An 18,456-nucleotide genomic window follows, 5' to 3' on the forward strand; every position below is an offset into this window, starting at 1 on the left:
AAAATATCTAAAAAAATCAAATTTTTGTAAATTAAAAGTAATATATTTTTTAGGGCGTTTAAGCCGGATTTATATAATCCAACAGTCATCCATGTTGTTAAATTAATCTACCACTTTACGCTTTTCAATCAATTTACCAAACAACAATCCCAATTCAAAAAGCATCCACATCGGAATCGCCAACATCAACATCGAAATCGCATCAGGCGGCGTAGCAAACATTGCCACAAAGAAACAACCGACAATGATAAAACGACGTTTTTCAATCAAATCTTGCGTGCTCACCACACCAATCATGATTAACAATAAGGTCGCGACAGGTATCTCAAAAGTCAGCCCAAACACCACAAAGAGTTTTAAACAAAAGCTGAGATAGCTATTGATATCGGTCATCGGTGCGACGGTTTCGGGAGATACATGGATAAAAAAACCTAAAATCGCAGGTAAAGTAATAAAATAGGCAAAAGCAATCCCGATATAAAACAAGCTGATACTAGCAATAAGTAAAGGGAGAGCAAGTTTCTTTTCACGTTGATACAGCGCAGGTTTGAAAAATGCCCAAATTTGATACAACACATAAGGCATGGCAATCATAAATGCCAAAAAGAAATTCAGCTTAAACGGTGCCATGAATGTCGCTGTCACATCAGTGGCAATCATTGATGAGGTCGAAGGAAGCTGTGCTCGAAGCGGTTCAGACAGCAGTTGATACGTATCATTGGCAAACGGCAATAATGCAAAAAACAGTACCAAAAGCGCAATCACCATTTTGATGAGATGACCACGCAGGATCATTAGATGTTTAGTGATTGGCATACTGTCTAATGCTTCTGCTCTGTTATCTAAACCGATTTGTGAGGTGTTGGTATTGGACTGTGTCATATCGAATACTACATTTTAATGATGATTGGTGTGGTATGGTATGGCTAGGTTGAATGGCTAGACAGCATCTTGATATTCAAAGGTGACGCATTTTGCACGCTGTAGAAACTGCATTTGAAATGGAATATTTAAGCAGTATTCAGTGCAATATTGATATGAACGATCTACAAGTTTATTGGCACTGATTGACGTATTGACCGTTTGTTTAAGCTCAACAATGTCATCACTCACCAGTTCGCCATTACCCACAATAGGTGATTTAAATGGCATCAGTTTTTGATGCTTGGCTTGCTCATATTGTGCTTGCATCTTGGCTTCTAGTTCTTTGATGCGTTGCATTTCTTGTTGCATTTGTGCTTTGAGCTCAGACATCCGTAGTTCACGATCAATGTCATTTTGTACGCTATTGACCGTGCGTTTCAGCTTGCCATACCAACGCCCTGCGAAGCGTGCAGCCTCAGGCAGTTTGTCAGGGCCTAACACGATCAGTGCGACCACAGCAAATAAGAAAAGCTCGGAAATTCCCAAATTAAACATGAGTGTTCTACTTGATTTTGCTACGACAGCGAGTAGCTAAAGTGGTTTAGCTATTTTGCTGTGCTTTAGATTCAGTACGAATCTCTTGTGTAGTCGCTTCGTGCTCGAGAAGTTTTTGTTCGTCGTCGTCACGGACTGATTTTTTAAAATCCTTGACCGCACCACCAACGTCTTTGCCGATATTTTTCAGTTTGGATGTACCGAACAATAAGATGACCACGATTGCGAAAATCAAAACATGCCAAATTGATAAGCCAGCCATGTGACTACTCCATAGTATTCCTCTAATTTGGCACTATGAAAACAGTCTGCGATGACATCAATATGACAGAAATATTGCAGTTTTAAGACAATGGTCTTTGTAGGAATTGATTCTTGTGGAAAAAAGTCGAGTTATTTTTCTTTCGGTTCAGGTGGTGTCATACCAAACTGCAAATAGGCTTGATTGGTGGCAATACGTCCACGTGCGGTACGCATCACATATCCTTGCTGAATCAAATACGGCTCAATCACATCTTCCAATGTACCACTATCTTCCGCCATGGCTGCCGCTAAGGCTTCCACACCCGCAGGACCACCATCGAAACGCTCTAATAGCATAGACAGATAACGACGATCTAAAGTATCTAAGCCATCTTTATCGACATTGAGCATATCGAGTGCTTTATGCGCCATCTCTTGGGTGACTTCACCTGTGCCTTTTACCTCGGCATAGTCACGCACACGACGTAACAGACGATTGGCAATACGTGGTGTGCCACGAGAGCGACGAGCGACTTCATGTGCACCGTCTTGGGTAATCGGTAAATCCATCAGCCGAGCGGAGCGAAGTACGATACTGGTCAAATCTTCCACCGAATAAAATTCAAGGCGTTGCACAATGCCGAAGCGATCACGCAGTGGTGAGGTCAATAAACCTGCACGAGTGGTTGCAGCGACCAAAGTAAATGGCGGTAAATCCAGTTTAATCGAACGTGCCGCAGGCCCTTCACCGATCATGATGTCGAGTTGGTAATCCTCCATCGCAGGATAGAGAATTTCCTCAATCACAGGGGAAAGTCGATGAATTTCGTCAATAAAGAGTACATCGCCTTCTTCAAGATTGGTCAACATCGCCGCCAAGTCGCCTGCACGTTCTAGTACAGGGCCCGAAGTGGATTTGAGATTGCCACCCATTTCCCGAGCGATAATATTTGCCAATGTAGTTTTACCCAATCCAGGAGGACCAAAAATCAAGGTGTGATCCAATGCTTCGCCACGACCACGTGCTGCGCCAATGAAGATTTCCATTTGCTCACGTACTACAGGCTGACCGACATAATCGGCAAGCGAGGTCGGACGGATGGCACGATCAAATTGATCTTCTGGTTTTTCTAGTCCACTGATTAAACGGTCTTGCATGAGGTACTCAGATTTTGGCTTTTAAGTATAGTAAAGGGTAAAGCATTTTAGTTAAATTTATTTCATCATAGATTTGAGCGCAGCACGAATCAGTCCTGCGCTATCGTCATGTTCTGATTTTACCGCAGCAATGGCTTTTTGGGCTTCGGCAGGTTTATAGCCAAGACTCACTAATGCTGACTCAGCTTCTGCCACAGGCGAATCAGGAATAAATTGAATGCGTTCTAGGCTACTTACACCTGAGCTTGTGCTACTCGTACCAAGTGCTTTTAGGCGATCACGAAGCTCAATGATCAGGCGTTCTGCGGTTTTTTTACCAATTCCGGGCACTTTGACCAAAGTATTCACATCTTCATGCTCGATACAATGAATTAGCATCTCAACGCTTAGACTAGATAAGATGCCTAAAGCCATTTTTGCACCGATGCCGTTGACTTTGAGCAGGGTGCGGAAAATCAATTTATCCTGTAGTTCGCTAAAGCCATACAATTGCTGTGCATCTTCACGCACTACGAAATGCGTCCAAAGTGTGACGGTTTCGCCACGTTTGAGTTGGCAAAATGTGGAAAGGGGCGTATCGACTTCATAGCCGACACCGCCGACATTGAGGATAACGGTAGCACCTTCGAGGTGTTGGATTTCGCCAGTAAGTGAGCCGATCATAAATATTCAATTCTAAAAAATTAAAAAAAAGTGGTTACTTAAATGTTTTCCAATTTAAGCAATGTATTTAATAGTCGATACAGTGCCAAATTCACCGTGTGTTTACAATAGCCCCACTTTATTTCCCTGTAACTCTTGCGAAATCGCATAAGCCTGATGATCAGAAAACTTACTAATCACATCTAAAACTTGCATGACATTTTGGAAATAATCCTCGCCAATCTGAATTCCCAAACTATTGAGAATAATCATCAAGCGCTGTTCTTTAAAACTTACTCGACGCTCAGGATCAGTCAGTGGAATAAACGCATTGAGCAAGTGTTGTACGCTGGCATGTGCCAATAGCTCCAAATCGGCTTTATGACGATGATTGAAAATTTTCGTGCGTGCTAAATCTTTGGCTTTTTGAATGCCGTGCGCAATGTCGGCACTGCAATAATGTAACAAACCATGTGGCAATTCTCCAGCGAGCAATTGATCATGATGATTGGCAAATGCAGTGGTCACTTCATCGACCAAGCGTTTCATCGCTCGACCACGTAGCGCCGCAATTTTTTGTTGCCAAGAGGTATTTTGCCCAAGCTCCTCAGGCAGACCATAGTCGGCAACCAGCTCGGTAAAAATCGGCTCAACTTCTTCATAGCTCAGCATATTGAGGATAATGCCATCTTCTAAATCAATCAGCGCATAGCAAATATCATCGGCAGCTTCGAGCAGATAAGTTAGCGGATGACGGCAATAATGATATTCACCGAGTTGAATTAGTCCAAGCTGTTCAGCGACCAATTGCAACACATCTTTTTCGGTACGATAACAGCCAAACTTCGGTCGATGATGATTCGGTGTACGGTCTGTATCATCAATGATTTTGCTGAGCCACGGATATTTCAGATACGCGCCAAGCGTGGCATAGGTCAGGCGCATCCCACCATCATTCGGATGATAATCCAGACGAGACAGGACTCTTAAACCTTGCGCATTGCCTTCAAACTGACGCAAATCTGCCCATTGTTCTGAGGTAAAAAGATAGGGTTTATTCAGATAGGTTTGATCAAACCAATCTCGAATCGCATATTCACCCGCATGCCCAAACGGTGGATTGCCAATATCGTGCGCCAAACACGCCGCTTGAATGATCGCACCCACATCGGCAGGGCTAACCCAAGATGGCAGATGTTTTTCGATTTTCTCCGCAGCCAGCATCCCGAGCGAACGGCCGATACAAGATACTTCGAGGGAATGCGTCAGGCGAGTATGAATGCCATCGTGCTGAGTCAATGGGTGGACTTGGGTTTTACGATTCAGTTGTCTAAAACTTTGTGAAAAGATGATGCGATCATAATCTTTGTGAAATGGGCTACGCGCTTGTTCTGATGTGCTTTTTTTACTGCCAAGTCGGGATGCAGCGAGTAAGTTGACCCAATTCATTTGTGTTGTCATTTTCTATAAACTCTCATTTCATTTCTTTTTTCATCTCAGCACATCATGCCATGCCTTGCGGTAAAATTCATTAGTATGGCGACTTCATTTGTCGTTTTAATGTGGTACGCACCGAGGGATTAACGTTTTTCTGATCGACAGATTAATGACAAAAAAATACTGTTGTCGGCATGGCAACCGACATCAGCTTGAGGAAAAGCTTAGAATGTTTTGAATTTTTTTGAGTCTATTTTTTAATCTGTTTTTTTAATCTAGTTTTTTAATCGAATGTTTAGGCTTATTTCTGCACTGGTGCTTTCTGGGTTTGCGCTTTTTGTTCATTTTTCAAGATATGTACGGTGGCTGTACGCCCAGCGACAAAGGCAAGATTGTTGGCAGGCACTTCATCCAAAATGATTTTCACAGGAACACGCTGTGCCAAGCGCACCCAGGTAAAGGTCGGGTTGACGTTGGCAAGTAGGGTCGAGCTGGTGCTGCGTTCACGATCTTCGATGCCTGTAGCAATACCTTGCACATGACCTTGATATTTGTGGGAATCGCCCATGAGCTGAATGCTGGCACGATCACCAACATTGATTTTTGCCAGTTTGGTTTCTTCAAAGTAGCCGACCACATACATTTGTTTACGGTCAATTAATGCGGCGATGGCGGTGCCTGTTTGTACATAATTGCCTTTTTTCAAGGAGAAGTTTGATAATGTGCCGTCCGCAGGCGCAACCACTTCAGAGCGATTCAGATTGAGTTTGGTAAGATCAAGATTGTTTTCTGCAACCAGTACCAAGGCTTTTTGCTGTTCAACACTCGCCACGGCTTGTTCGAGTGAGGCTTGCATTTGACTGTATTCGGCATGCGCTTGGTCACGTTCTGCATAGACTTGATCTTGTTCTTGCTTTGATATTGCGCCTTGCATCAGATCGCCGTAACGATTGGCAGTTTTGTCTGCGAGTTTGATGCTGGATTTGGCTCTATTGATGTTGGCTTTGGCAACACTCACTGCAGCATGGGCTTGGGCGAGGCTGGATTTGGCTTTGGCAAGATCAGATTGTGCTTCTTCGACATCGAGTGCACGGCGTGATGTGTCGATTTTAAATAGCACTTGTCCTTGCTTGACCACTTGGTTGTCTTGGACAAGGACATCAGTGACCAGACCCGCCACATCAGAGGAGACATTAATCACATCGGCACGTATCCGACCGTCACGTGTCCACGGCTCATTGTTGTAATAGCGCCATAGGTGAAGCACGGTAAAGATCGCCAATAACACCACGAGCCAAAAGATCAACGGACGTAGCCATTTTTTTAGATCAAAAGAAGTGTTGTTGCTCATGAATGTTGTCCTAAATCAAATCGGTTGCCATATAAAAAATGAAAAATATTGTGTGAATCAATGCATGCTAATGCAGAAAAAACTGATAAATCGCATGCACGACAAACAGACACACCACGTACCAACACAGATAAAAAATATTTGGGTAAAGAATCCAGCCCCGTTGTTCTAAACGATCCACCCAACGACTGCTGATTAAATATAAAATATAGGCCAAAGCCACCTGAATCAGGAGCACAGGCACGTACACCCCGTAAAAATCAACTTCACTCATGCCACACCGCCTTGAAATGTTGTTTGGCTTGCTTGAGTTGCGCTCGGTGTTTCGGGCTGGTGTGTGGTCAGGGCATACTGCAAATTATTGATACTCATGGCGAGGCGTTGTTGTTGCCCAGCAGTGACAGCATCGGATTGTTGCCAGTGGTAGTTTTGCTGTTGCAAATTGGCAAGCATTTCGATCAGGCGCTGGTAATGATAGTGGCTAGGGGAGTACATTTTGCTCTGTGCTGAAAATTCATCGTCAAAGGCTTGAATCAGTTGTTGAATGTCCGCTTGGATCAGTGCAGGGGTATCAGGATGCGCTGCAACCTCACTCAAACGGGTCAAGTCGATCGCCACGCAACTTTCAATCAATACATCTTGCATGGCATATTTCAGTTCGCTTGAAGCGACCATTTTGGTATTGAGTAATCCAATGCGATCGACCATACGGCGCAAATAAATTTTGTAGGCGGTGCCAAAGCGCAAATGAATCGCACTGCGCATCCCTTGATAATGCTGATGAATTAATCGTTTAGCAGTCATGTCAGGCGACATCGCACGGATAAAGTACAGCGCCAATACGGGAATAATTGGACCAAACAAACCTGCCAATGCCGCATCAATCGAAGGCAATGGTGAGATTTGGTAATGATTTTGCAGATTCAGCGCCATAATCACATTGATGGCGATCGGCAGTCCAATTCCTGTCAGTGGCGGATGAGGAACTAAGCATAAGGCATAAATCATGACAGGTGCGAGCACTAGTGCCAATTGCAAAAATGTCTTCACATCAGGCAGGATAAAAAACAGATAGAAGAAGGTAATGATCGTCGCATATAGCGTACCCCGTAAAAATATCTTTAATAGCGGGATCGGATCATCTAGTGCCGTGAGAATGCAAGCAATGACTGCTGCCATTTGCGCCAACATATAACCATATTGCCACCCAGAATAAATCCAAATCGAAAAACCAATCATAATTGATGCGAAAGCAGCAATCGCACCACGCACCGCTACGCCGTGATCACGATGTAGACTCGGGTAACGGGTAGACATCGGGGCAATAAACTCGGGAATCTTGCGCTGACCTGCTTGAATCAACTGCCAAATCACTTTGACGTTGTAGACATTTTGCATAAAGTGGCGCAGATCCATTTGCAAACTGGCGAGCGCCGTGCCTGTGTGCGGAAAGCGCTGCGAGAGTTGCTGAAATGCATCTGCTAGATGTTGCGGAAATTGAAAAGCACGCAGTTGATCCAGCGCAATCGGTTGTTTTAACTCAGTAATACATTGATCGGCAAGCGATTGTAATTCAGGACTGAGATGTGGGTCGATGTGTCTCAGTTGATTGACCCGTTCCGAGATCGCCACCATGTTGATCAATTGCAAAGAAAATTGATGCAACATTTCTTGTAGTGGCTTGGTCATGCCCTTGAGGCGACCTTTTTCGTAGTTGAGATGTACCGCTAAACCATGTAAATCATTGGTATCACGGTTGATCGCCGAAAGCAGTTGCACTACATTTTGGCTAGGCTGTGCCGATTTTCCATCTTCAGTGGTCTGATTGCTGTCCGCAAAAATCTGCTGAAAAGCATGCTCAGTATCGCTCAGTGCTTTTTGCACCCGCTGCTGTATCGCATCGCCGATATGTAGCGGAAAAATCGTTGCCGAGACCACTGCGGTGCAGATAATCGCAATGGAAATTTCCAGTACACGACCTAAGGCGATATCAAAGATGCTGTAAGTATTGATACTAAAAATCGCATTACACGCCACCATCACACAACTATATCCCGCCAACATAAACGCATAACTTCGTGGCGTGCGATCCAGCATGGAAATATACAGACAAAACCCCGTCCAAATCGCCAAAACCAAAGTGAATAGTAACGGGGTATTGATCAAATACGGTGTAATCACGACCGCCACCGCAGCACCCACAAAAGTACCAGCGAGTCGATATAAGGCTTTGGAGGAGACCATGCCTGAATACGGGTTGGCGATGATAAACACCGTACCGATCGCCCACATTGGATAGAGTAAGTCCAAACGAAATGCGATATACAAGGCGAGCATACCTGCAACAAAGGTTTTGCAGGCAAAAATCAGGTCGACCTTACTCGGACGAAAAGCCAGTAATGGTTTGATCAATAACATGAAAGTGCCGTGGCGAGTACAGAATACTTGGCTGAACTGTCGAGCTTTGAATGGTGATCGGCAGTAAAAGATAGATTCTGAATCTTTATGAGATAAAATTTGCATGTATTTTGAGCTTTTATTTTTATAAAGTCAATGAAATATCTTTATGTGATAAATTTATTGATTTAATCTTTAATTTGTTGCTTAAATCTTGCGTCAATTTTGATAATGTGAATAATTAACCGAATTGAATAATATTTAACACATCCTGTAGCCAAACATCAGTAATTACGCTACAAGTAAGTTGGAGTGCGCTGTGAGTACATCGAGTTTTGCCCGTATATTGATGATTTTGGATCTTTTTTCTGTCCAGCGTCCTGTCATTGATGTGGATGATATCTGCAAAGAGCTTGATGTATCGAAGCCGATGGCGTACCGCTATCTGAAAGAATTGGTCGAAGTTGGCTTGTTGAAAAAAGCGCACCATCAGGTTGGCTCTTATGTGCTTGGCTCAAAGGTAGCGCTGTTGGATTATGTTGCTCGAGAAAGCGATCCGTGGGTACAGCTGTGCATTCCGCAGATGCGAGAAGTGGTTAATCGTACTGAAATGTTGTGTTTAATCACGGCATTAGAGGGCAAGAGTTGTATTAATATTCATCATGAATCATATCGTAATGAGGGCTTGGTCTATGGTCGTGGTTGTCCGCGCGCCTTGTCGGCTGGATCATCGGCAAAGATCATCTTGGCAAATCTGACTAAAAAACAGCAAATCGAATATTACCAATATCTCTCAAATGATCTGCTCGAAAATGGTTTTGCGAGTTCTGAGCAGGAATTTATCACCAAGCTCAGACAAATCAAAAAGCAGGGCTACTATGTTTCTCAAGGCGAGTTACATCCTGATTTTTCCAGTATTTCCGTACCGATTCGATACTCGAATAAAGAAGCACCGTGGGCGATGTCCGTACTTGCCTCGACCAATCGCTTTGAATTTGTCGATACGCAGAAAATTGTGGAAATGCTCAAACGCAGTACGGATTTGATTGAACAACAAGCCCTACAGATCGAAACTGATATTAATTACAACATTGAAGCTGAAAAATAAACTAGAACAATTCCATGAAATTGGAATTAATTGCCCACTGTCGCTAGCTGAAAATGTCGATTCGCAGTAGAATATGACTCTTCATTTTTGCCGTATTGTCACAGATATTTTCTTTGTCACAATCTTAGTCACATTGCGCAGGTTCAAAAGACTTGCCGTGGAGCCAAAATCAACATGTTTATCGTGGCCGGTGCGTCTGCACATTCTGCTTTTAAGCAAGCTCAATTACTCTCTCGCCTCTCGTCAATTGATACTGTCCAAAGTGTGGAAAGTCAATGGGTTTACTTGTTTGATCAAGCCTTAAATGATGAAACTTTGCAATCGGCAAATGCGCTGTTAAACGACAGTCAAATCTTTGCGCTTCGCCAAACTGAAAACGATGAAGTACAAGTTTTGGTGACACCTCGTGTCGGGACGATTTCGCCGTGGTCATCAAAAGCAACTGATATTTTTAAGAACTGTAATACACCAGTACATCGCCTAGAACGTGGCGTGCTATACACGTTGAAGGGTGTATCAAGCGTTTCGAATGCGTTGAAATTGGCGCTACACGATCGCATGACTGAAAGCGTGTTTGATCAGATTGACGATGCCAAAGCATTATTTGTGGAAACAGCACCAAAACCATTAAATAGCATTGATATTCTTGGGCAAGGTAAAGAAGCCTTAGTTCAAGCCAATCGTGAATTTGGTTTTGCACTTTCTGATGAAGAAATTGATTATTTAACTGATGCGTTCAATAAGCTCGGGCGCAATCCGCATGACATCGAATTGATGATGTTCGCACAGGCAAACTCAGAGCATTGCCGTCATAAAATCTTTAATGCACAGTGGACAATTGATGGTGAAAAACAACCACTTTCATTGTTCCAAATGATTAAAAACACCTATAAAGAATCGCCAACGGACGTTCTGTCTGCTTATAAAGACAATGCCTCGGTGATCGTAGGTTATGACACCATGCGCTTTTATCCAAAAGCGGATGACAATGGTCAATATGTCTACAAATACAAGAGCCAAGCAGCACACATCTTGATGAAGGTGGAAACCCACAACCATCCAACAGCGATCTCACCATTTGCGGGAGCTGCAACAGGTTCGGGCGGTGAGATCCGTGACGAAGGCGCAACAGGTCGTGGTGGTAAACCCAAAGCAGGTTTAACAGGTTTTACCGTATCGAACTTGAATATTCCAGGTTTTGAACAACCGTGGGAAGACAACTATGGCAAGCCATCTCGTATGGCATCACCGTTACAAATCATGATTGATGGGCCTTTAGGTGGTGCAGCATTTAACAACGAATTTGGTCGTCCAAACTTAAACGGTTATTTCCGTACTTTTGAACAAAATGTCAATGGTGAAGTGAAAGGCTTCCATAAGCCGATCATGATCGCTGGTGGTTATGGCAACATTCGCCCTGACCATGTAGAAAAAGATCCCATACAAGAGGGTGATTTACTGATCGTGCTTGGCGGACCTGCCATGCTGATTGGTCTTGGCGGTGGTGCAGCGTCTTCTGTCGATAGTGGCACCATGGGTGAGAGTTTAGATTTTGCTTCGGTACAACGTGAAAATCCTGAAATGGAACGTCGTTGCCAAGAAGTGATTGATACCTGTTGGCGTTTAGAAGATGCCAATCCAATCGTATCGGTACATGATGTCGGTGCGGGCGGTATCTCCAATGCCATGCCTGAATTGGTCAATGACCATGAGCTCGGTGCGGTGCTCAATCTGCGTAAGATTCCATCGCTTGAACCGGGTATGTCTCCGATGGAAATTTGGTCGAATGAAGCGCAAGAGCGTTACGTCTTGGCGATTCGTCCAAGTTCGTTGGCGCAGTTTGAAGACATCTGTGCCCGTGAGCGTTGCCCATTTGCGGTATTAGGTGAAGCAACTGAAGCACGTCATTTGACCGTTGAAGATCCGTTATTTGAAAATAATGCGGTGGATATGCCGATGCAGGTCATGCTTGGCGGTACACCACGTATGCAACGCAGCTATGAAACAGTGACTCGTCAAGGCAATGACTTTGATGCGTCGAAAATTGATTTGAGCGATGCGATTTTCCGTGTGCTAAAAAATCCAACCGTGGCGTCTAAATCATTTTTGATTACCATTGGCGACCGTTCGATCACAGGTATGGTTGCTCGTGATCAGATGGTCGGACGTTGGCAAGTGCCTGTCGCAGATGCGGCAGTGACCACCACCAGTTTGCAAGGCTTTACAGGTGAAGCGATGGCAATGGGTGAGCGTCCACCCGTGGCATTGCTTAATCCTGCGGCATCGGTACGTCTTGCGGTGGCAGAAGCAATTACCAATATTGCTTCAGCAAATATTGAACAACTCAGCGACATTAAACTGTCTGCAAACTGGATGGCAGCCGCAGGACAAAAAGGTGAAGATCAAGCCTTGTATGAAGCGGTGAAAACTGTGGGTATGGAAATCTGTCCTGCGCTTGGTATCGCTATTCCTGTGGGTAAAGACTCGTTGTCGATGCGTACCACATGGCAAGATGATGGCGTGGATAAATCAGTCACTTCACCTGTTGCAGGTGTGATGACGGCATTTGCGCCTGTGAACGATGTGCGTAAAACATTGACACCAGAATTAAAATCAGGCAGTGAATCGGTATTGGTGCGTATTGATTTATCCAAAGGTCAATTCCGTCTTGGTGCATCGATCTTAGCGCAAGTCTATAAAGCGATCGGTACAACTGCCCCTGACGTGGATAGCTTTGATGATCTGAAAGCATTCTTTGCCTTAATTCAAGATTGGAATAATCGTGACTTGATTCAAGCCTATCATGACATTGGTGATGGTGGTGTATTGGCAACCGTGGCAGAGATGATGTTCGCATCTCGTTTGGGGGTTGCGCTGGAGCCACAAACAATTGAAAGCTTATTCGCAGAAGAAATTGGTGCAGTCTTACAAATTAAATCTACAGATTGGGAAAGTGTACAAAGCGAAATTGCCAATTCTAGCTTAAATGATGCCATTTCATTACTTGGTCAAGTGAATCACAATGATCAATTGACGGTGAATGGTTTGAGCTTTGAACGTGTTGCACTACAACAAGCATGGTCAGAAGTGTCGTATCAAATCCAACGTCTACGTGACAACGTGGACACCGCAGATCAAGAATTTGCTTTGATTGCCGATACAGATCATCAAGGTTTGATCGCCAAACCGACCTTTGATTTAAATGAAGCGATTGAAGCGTCCATGATCAATGTACGCCGTCCAAACATGGTGATCCTGCGTGAACAAGGCGTGAATGGTCATGTGGAAATGGCTGCTGCTTTTGATAAAGTTGGCTTTAATACGGTCGATGTGCACATGAGTGATTTACTTGCAGGTCGCATTAATCTTGATGATTTTGAAGGTTTAGTGGCGTGCGGTGGCTTCTCATATGGTGACGTACTCGGTGCAGGCGGTGGCTGGGCGAAATCCGTGCTGTTCAATGCCAAGTTGCGCGATCAGTTTCAAAAATTCTTTAATCGTGATGAGACTTTCAGCCTCGGTGTCTGTAATGGCTGTCAAATGTTGTCACAACTTGCACCATTGATTCCTGGTGCTGAGCATTGGGGACGTTTCCACCGTAATACATCGGAAGTCTTTGAAGCACGTAGCGTCAATGTTCGTATCGAAAAATCAGCGTCTGTACTTTTGGATGGTATGCAAGGTTCGATCTTACCGATCGCTGTGGCGCATGGTGAAGGGCGTTTGGTCGCAAATGCAGAAAATCTTGCAACACTAAATGCGAACAGCCAAGTAGTGATGCGCTATGTGGATAGCCAAGGCAATCCGACACAGCATTATCCACTCAATCCGAACGGTTCACCTGAAGCAATCACAGGTCTGACTTCGCTCGATGGTCGTGCAACGATCATGATGCCACATCCAGAACGTAACTTCCGTGCGCTACAACATTCTTGGAAGCCTGAGGATTGGCAACAAGACGGTGCATGGTTGCGTATGTTTAGAAATGCACGACGTTTCTTGGGTTAAATATATTGTAAATGACCATAAAACCATCGGCAGGTGGTTTTATGGTCTTGTTTGCTTTGGCGTTTTTGATTGTCTATTGGGAAAATAAATAGCGCAATTCACCAATGTCAGCGCAAGTATAAAATCTCGAGCTGATTGATTTAGCTCGATTATTTTTTGATTTTACAGCGTTGAATACGAGTTTAATTGTCTACCAAAGGCTGACTCACCAAAAAATCAGGTGGTGTCAAAATGGTATCTCGGATTTCATTGGATAATTCAGGATAGTCCAAAGTGTAGTGCAAGCCACGAGATTCTTTGCGCTGCATCGCACAACGCACAATCATTTCAGACACTAAAACCAAATTACGCAGTTCGATCAGATTTTTACTGACCTTATAGCCTTGATAATATTCTTCAATTTCTCGTTTCAGCATTTCGATACGGTGCAAAGCACGTTCCAAGCGTTTGGTTGTACGCACAATACCGACATAGTTCCACATCGAAGTGCGCAGTTCATCCCAGTTTTGAAGGATGACGACATCTTCGTCAGGATGTTCTACTTGTGAGGCATCCCAAGGATTGACCTGATCGAACCGAGGTGCATTGTCGATTTGGGATTGAATATGCTTGGCTGCGCTCATGCCATAGACAAAACATTCTAAAAGGGAGTTGCTCGCCATGCGATTGGCACCATGTAAGCCAGTCGAGGAAGTTTCACCAATCGCATACAATCCTGCAATATCTGTTTCACTATGCTGATCGACGATCACGCCACCACAGGTGTAATGCGCTGCGGGAACCACAGGGATCATATCTTTGGTAATGTCTATGCCTAACTCAAGTAAGCGTGTATAAAGCGTTGGGAAATGTTCTTTGACAAAACTTTCGGGTTGGTGGGTAATATCGAGCCAGACATGACGTAGACCAAGACGCTTCATCTCATAGTCAATTGCACGAGCCACCACATCACGTGGAGCAAGTTCGGCACGTTCATCAAAACGAAGCATAAAACGCTCACCATCAGGCAAGCGTAAATATGCACCTTCACCACGCATCGCTTCGGTAATTAAAAACGAGCGAGCTTTAGGGTGGTAAAGACAGGTTGGGTGGAACTGATTAAATTCCATGTTGGCAATACGACAGCCTGCACGCCATGCCATGGCAATACCGTCACCAGTCGCAATGTCGGGATTGGATGTATAAAGGTAAGCTTTCATGGCACCGCCACAGGCGAGCGCAGTAAATGGGGCTAAAAATGTTTTGACTTCGCCTGTTGTTTCATCCAACGCATAAACACCAATTGCACGATTTTCAGAATGTTCTATCTGGGCTTTTTGTGTGGTGATGACATCGATCGCCACCACATTTTCAAATAAATGAATATTTTCTTTTTCTTGAGCACGTTCAACTAAGGTGGTGGAAATCGCTTTGCCTGTCGCATCAGCAGCATGAATGATGCGGCGCTGTGAGTGTCCACCTTCACGAGTAAGGTGTAAATTCTCATGTTCATCTAAAGTGAACTGCACACCTTGCTTGAGTAGAAAGTCAACGGCATCTTGCCCGCCTTCAACGGTGAATTTAACCGCATCTAAATGACATAAATGACCGCCTGCAATCATAGTGTCATCTATATGTTGTTCAATCGAATCCGTTTGATCGAGCACAGCAGCGACACCGCCTTGAGCATAATACGTGCTCGCATCGTTTAGATGGGATTTTGCCAATACAGCGACTTTATAATGTGGTGGTAGTGAAAGCGCTAAGGTTAAACCCGCACCACCACTACCGATAATGACGACATCGAATTGCTGAGAATGTTGCTGGGTGAAATTCATACTTGAAGAAGTTGAGTGTAAAAAGTGCTTTAAGATACTACAAAGTGCTTGCAATATGCACTGAAATTAATCGATAAGAGTTATTTATCGATTAAATGGTGAGTGATATAGTGAAAGGTTGTGTGCTTTGTCATATTTTTGAAAACATTTCGTTACGGTAACTCGAGCCTAGTCGTGGTAAAAACGTCAGCTTATTTGAATGTTGTTGATTTGGTGTTAGGCAAGAGTGAGCGAAAGCAGTTGGCTTTGTAGCTGTATAGCGAAGAGTGTATTGGTGGTTAGGTTATAATGTCAGACAATTCAGAATTTCAGCTCAAAAGATTGCCTCGATTTAAACCACGTGGCGGTATTGAGGTAATGTATGCCTCTATTCGTGCATTGTTTTTGCGAGAGTTGCAAACACGATTTGGACATTATCGTATTGGCTATGTTTGGGCGTTGCTTGAGCCTGCGTTAAATGTAATTTTTATGCTTATCCTATTTGGAGCGATTGTTAAGCGAGTTTTACCAGGGATTGATTATACAATTTTTTTGCTCAATGGAATTTTGCCCTATTTTGCATTTATGCGCTCTGTAACGCAGTCTATCCCCGCAATTGAGGCAAATAGAGGGTTGTTGAGTTATCGCAATGTCAGACCAATAGACACCGTAATTGCTCGAACTGGTTTAGAGTTTGTACTTTATTTTGTTTGCTATCTCTTGTTATCAGCAGTGATGTTGTGGATTGGTTTTTCTATAAGTTTCTCTTTTATCCCGACTTTGTTGTTCTATTGGTTATGCCTTATTGGTCTGACATTAGGTGTGGCAAGTATTATGATGGTGGTTGGAGAGTTAAGTAAAGAAATTGGAAAATTGGTGAGTTCTGTTTCCATTATTCTTTACTTTATGTCTGGAGCAATGTTTCCATTACATTTCGTCCCCGAACAATATTTGAAGTATTTTATGTGGAATCCTTTGGCACATTTATTTGAGCTGATGCGAAATGCAGTATCGCCAAATTATCATGTGGTTCAGGGTGCAAGTTTAGGCTATGTTTTAATTTGCATGCTTGTAGTTTTATTTTTAGGTCTGTTGTTAAATCAGTCTTTGTCAGAGAGGTTGATGAAAACCAAATGATTGAGCTTAAAAATATTACCAAATCTTATGCAACGCCAAAAGGTCGTCATTTTGTTTTTAAAGACTTAAATGCAACCTTGCCAGAAGGTAAAAGCGTTGGATTGTTAGGCAAAAATGGTGCGGGTAAAAGTACCTTGTTGCGTATTATTGGTGGTATTGATTTTCCTGATAGTGGTTTTGTGAAAACTGCTAAGACGATTTCATGGCCTGTGGCGTTGGCTGGAGGATTTCAGGGGAGCTTAACTGGTCGACAAAATGTACGCTTTGTCGCAAGGTTGTATGCTTCAGAAAAAGATGTTCGGCAAGTGGTTTCATTTGTTGAAGAGTTTGCCCAACTAGGGAAATATTTTGATATGCCAATCAAAAGTTATTCTTCTGGGATGCGATCTCGTTTGGGTTTTGGTTTAAGTATGGCATTTGATTTTGATTATTATTTGCTTGATGAGGTGGGTGCGGTCGGCGATGCCGTATTCCGTAAGCGAAGTCAGGCATTATTGGATGATTTGAAGAAAAATTCGAATATTATTATGGTTTCTCATGATCTGAAGGATTTGATCCGTAACTGTGATGTAGGCTTTGTTGTGCAAGATGGTCAAGCACGATATTTTGAAGATATTAATGAAGCGGTAGAGGTTTATAAAGAATATGCGCTGGGTAAACAATAATCGTTCTGCGCTGCAAGCGTATCTTCTTATGGTGGTTATTCCACTGATTGTAATTGTTTTGTACTTGTTGTTTTTTGCTCAGAATCGTTACTTGACGGATGCTACAGTTATCGTTAAACAGGTTGGTGAAATTAATACTGATGCTTCGAGTACGGGGCTTGGTGCTTTGCTGGGAGTGAGTAATACCAGTATTGAAGATTCTCAGTATTTGAAGGAGTTTATTCAATCTCGAGATTTGGTGGAGAAGCTAGATCGTGAGATGGATTTGCGAGCTGCATTTCAGGGTGATGGTGTTGACCCAGTTTTTGAATTACCAGAAGATGCCTCAAAAGAAGAGTTGGTTGAATACTATAATAAGCGTGTCAAAGTGAACTTGGATGAACAGACGAATCTATTGCATATTTCTACAGAGGGCTTTAGTCCAAAGTTTTCTTTAAGGCTAAATCAGCGTATTTTGGCGGAAAGTGAAGCGTTTATTAATGATATTTCTCAAGATGTGGCTAAAGATCAATTGGTCTTTGCGACTGATCAGCTCAATGAGGCTTTGGAAAATCTAACACAATCCCGCGAAGCATTAATTAGCTATCAAAATGAAAATCAAATGTTTGATCCTTTGGCACAAGCTCAAGCTGTTGCGCAAATAGCAGCTCAATTGGAGTCTAATCTTGCTCAGCTTCGTACTGAAGAGCGTACATTACTGAGTTATTTGAACCCGACTGCACCACAAGTTGTGGCATTGAGAAGTCAGATTAAATCTGTTGAAAAGCAGATTCAAGATGAGAAATCACGGCTTACATCTCCGAGTAATTCTGCAAAGCTCAATCGAAGTGCAGCGGACTTTGAAGGTTTAAAGGCTCAGGTCGAATTTAATACTGACCTTTATAAATTGGCATTGGGATCTTTAGAAAAAGCCAGGCTTGAAGCTGCAAGAAAGCTTAAAAATGTGATCGTGATCACCAGTCCAAGATTGGCTCAAGATGCACGATATCCACGTGTTTGGTATATTACTTTTAGTGCATTTTTACTATTAAATTTATTATTTGGCATCGTGATGTTGGTGCGCTCAGTGATTCGTGAGCATAAGGAGTAAAGTTG

At 43.3% G+C, this 18,456-nt stretch carries 15 protein-coding genes; 5 read left to right on the plus strand and 10 right to left on the minus strand.

What is annotated here, in order from left to right; all coding sequences use genetic code 11:
• Positions 1-102: 102 nt before the first annotated feature.
• The 9 genes from tatC to MKI79_RS02595 form a co-directional block, all read right to left on the minus strand.
• On the minus strand, positions 103-882 hold the full coding sequence (gene tatC / locus MKI79_RS02555) for a twin-arginine translocase subunit TatC (protein WP_241570500.1): 780 nt from the start codon (positions 880-882) through the stop codon (positions 103-105).
• Positions 883-939: 57 nt separating this feature from the next.
• Positions 940-1,419, minus strand: coding sequence for a Sec-independent protein translocase protein TatB (gene tatB / locus MKI79_RS02560; protein ID WP_241570501.1), 480 nt, complete (start codon positions 1,417-1,419; stop codon positions 940-942).
• A gap of 46 nt (positions 1,420-1,465) precedes the next feature.
• Positions 1,466-1,681, minus strand: a complete 216-nt coding sequence (tatA, locus tag MKI79_RS02565) for a Sec-independent protein translocase subunit TatA (RefSeq protein WP_241570502.1) — start codon at positions 1,679-1,681, stop codon at positions 1,466-1,468.
• Positions 1,682-1,812: 131 nt separating this feature from the next.
• Positions 1,813-2,820, minus strand: coding sequence for a Holliday junction branch migration DNA helicase RuvB (gene ruvB, locus MKI79_RS02570; RefSeq protein WP_241570503.1), 1,008 nt, complete (start codon positions 2,818-2,820; stop codon positions 1,813-1,815).
• 57 nt (positions 2,821-2,877) lie between these two features.
• Complete coding sequence (gene ruvA, locus MKI79_RS02575; RefSeq protein WP_241570504.1) at positions 2,878-3,483, minus strand: Holliday junction branch migration protein RuvA; 606 nt, start codon at positions 3,481-3,483, stop codon at positions 2,878-2,880.
• A 102-nt stretch (positions 3,484-3,585) separates the two neighbouring features.
• Complete coding sequence (locus MKI79_RS02580) at positions 3,586-4,923, minus strand: deoxyguanosinetriphosphate triphosphohydrolase (RefSeq protein WP_241570505.1); 1,338 nt, start codon at positions 4,921-4,923, stop codon at positions 3,586-3,588.
• 277 nt (positions 4,924-5,200) lie between these two features.
• Complete coding sequence (locus MKI79_RS02585) at positions 5,201-6,250, minus strand: HlyD family secretion protein (RefSeq protein ID WP_241570506.1); 1,050 nt, start codon at positions 6,248-6,250, stop codon at positions 5,201-5,203.
• Positions 6,251-6,317: 67 nt separating this feature from the next.
• Positions 6,318-6,524: a DUF1656 domain-containing protein gene (locus MKI79_RS02590; protein WP_092617255.1), complete on the minus strand. Its 207-nt coding sequence runs from the start codon at positions 6,522-6,524 to the stop codon at positions 6,318-6,320.
• Positions 6,521-8,668, minus strand: a complete 2,148-nt coding sequence (locus tag MKI79_RS02595) for an FUSC family protein (RefSeq protein WP_241570507.1) — start codon at positions 8,666-8,668, stop codon at positions 6,521-6,523. Before MKI79_RS02595 ends, MKI79_RS02590 begins: the two co-directional genes overlap by 4 nt.
• Before the next feature lie 298 nt (positions 8,669-8,966).
• Here MKI79_RS02595 and MKI79_RS02600 point away from each other — a divergent pair, with 298 nt between their 5' ends.
• Positions 8,967-9,755, plus strand: a complete 789-nt coding sequence (locus tag MKI79_RS02600) for an IclR family transcriptional regulator (RefSeq protein ID WP_241570508.1) — start codon at positions 8,967-8,969, stop codon at positions 9,753-9,755.
• 174 nt (positions 9,756-9,929) lie between these two features.
• Positions 9,930-13,763, plus strand: a complete 3,834-nt coding sequence (gene purL / locus MKI79_RS02605; RefSeq protein WP_241570509.1) for a phosphoribosylformylglycinamidine synthase — start codon at positions 9,930-9,932, stop codon at positions 13,761-13,763.
• Positions 13,764-13,945: 182 nt separating this feature from the next.
• Here purL and nadB read toward each other — a convergent pair whose 3' ends face one another.
• Positions 13,946-15,580 carry an L-aspartate oxidase gene (nadB, locus tag MKI79_RS02610; RefSeq protein WP_241570510.1) on the minus strand — a complete coding sequence of 545 codons (1,635 nt, stop codon included), beginning with the start codon at positions 15,578-15,580 and terminating at the stop codon, positions 13,946-13,948.
• 288 nt (positions 15,581-15,868) lie between these two features.
• Here nadB and MKI79_RS02615 point away from each other — a divergent pair, with 288 nt between their 5' ends.
• From MKI79_RS02615 to MKI79_RS02625, 3 genes are read left to right on the plus strand one after another with little or no spacing between them, the layout of a single operon-like run.
• Positions 15,869-16,696, plus strand: coding sequence for an ABC transporter permease (locus MKI79_RS02615; RefSeq protein WP_241570511.1), 828 nt, complete (start codon positions 15,869-15,871; stop codon positions 16,694-16,696).
• A complete protein-coding gene (locus MKI79_RS02620) occupies positions 16,693-17,361 on the plus strand; it encodes an ABC transporter ATP-binding protein (protein ID WP_241570512.1) in 669 nt (222 codons plus the stop codon). Before MKI79_RS02615 ends, MKI79_RS02620 begins: the two co-directional genes overlap by 4 nt.
• Positions 17,342-18,451, plus strand: a complete 1,110-nt coding sequence (locus MKI79_RS02625; protein ID WP_241570513.1) for a capsule biosynthesis protein — start codon at positions 17,342-17,344, stop codon at positions 18,449-18,451. The genes MKI79_RS02620 and MKI79_RS02625 overlap by 20 nt, the downstream gene beginning before the upstream one ends.
• The last annotated feature ends 5 nt before the right edge of the window (positions 18,452-18,456 follow it).

The organism is Acinetobacter sedimenti (genome assembly GCF_022601685.1).
Taxonomy (GTDB): domain Bacteria; phylum Pseudomonadota; class Gammaproteobacteria; order Pseudomonadales; family Moraxellaceae; genus Acinetobacter; species Acinetobacter sedimenti.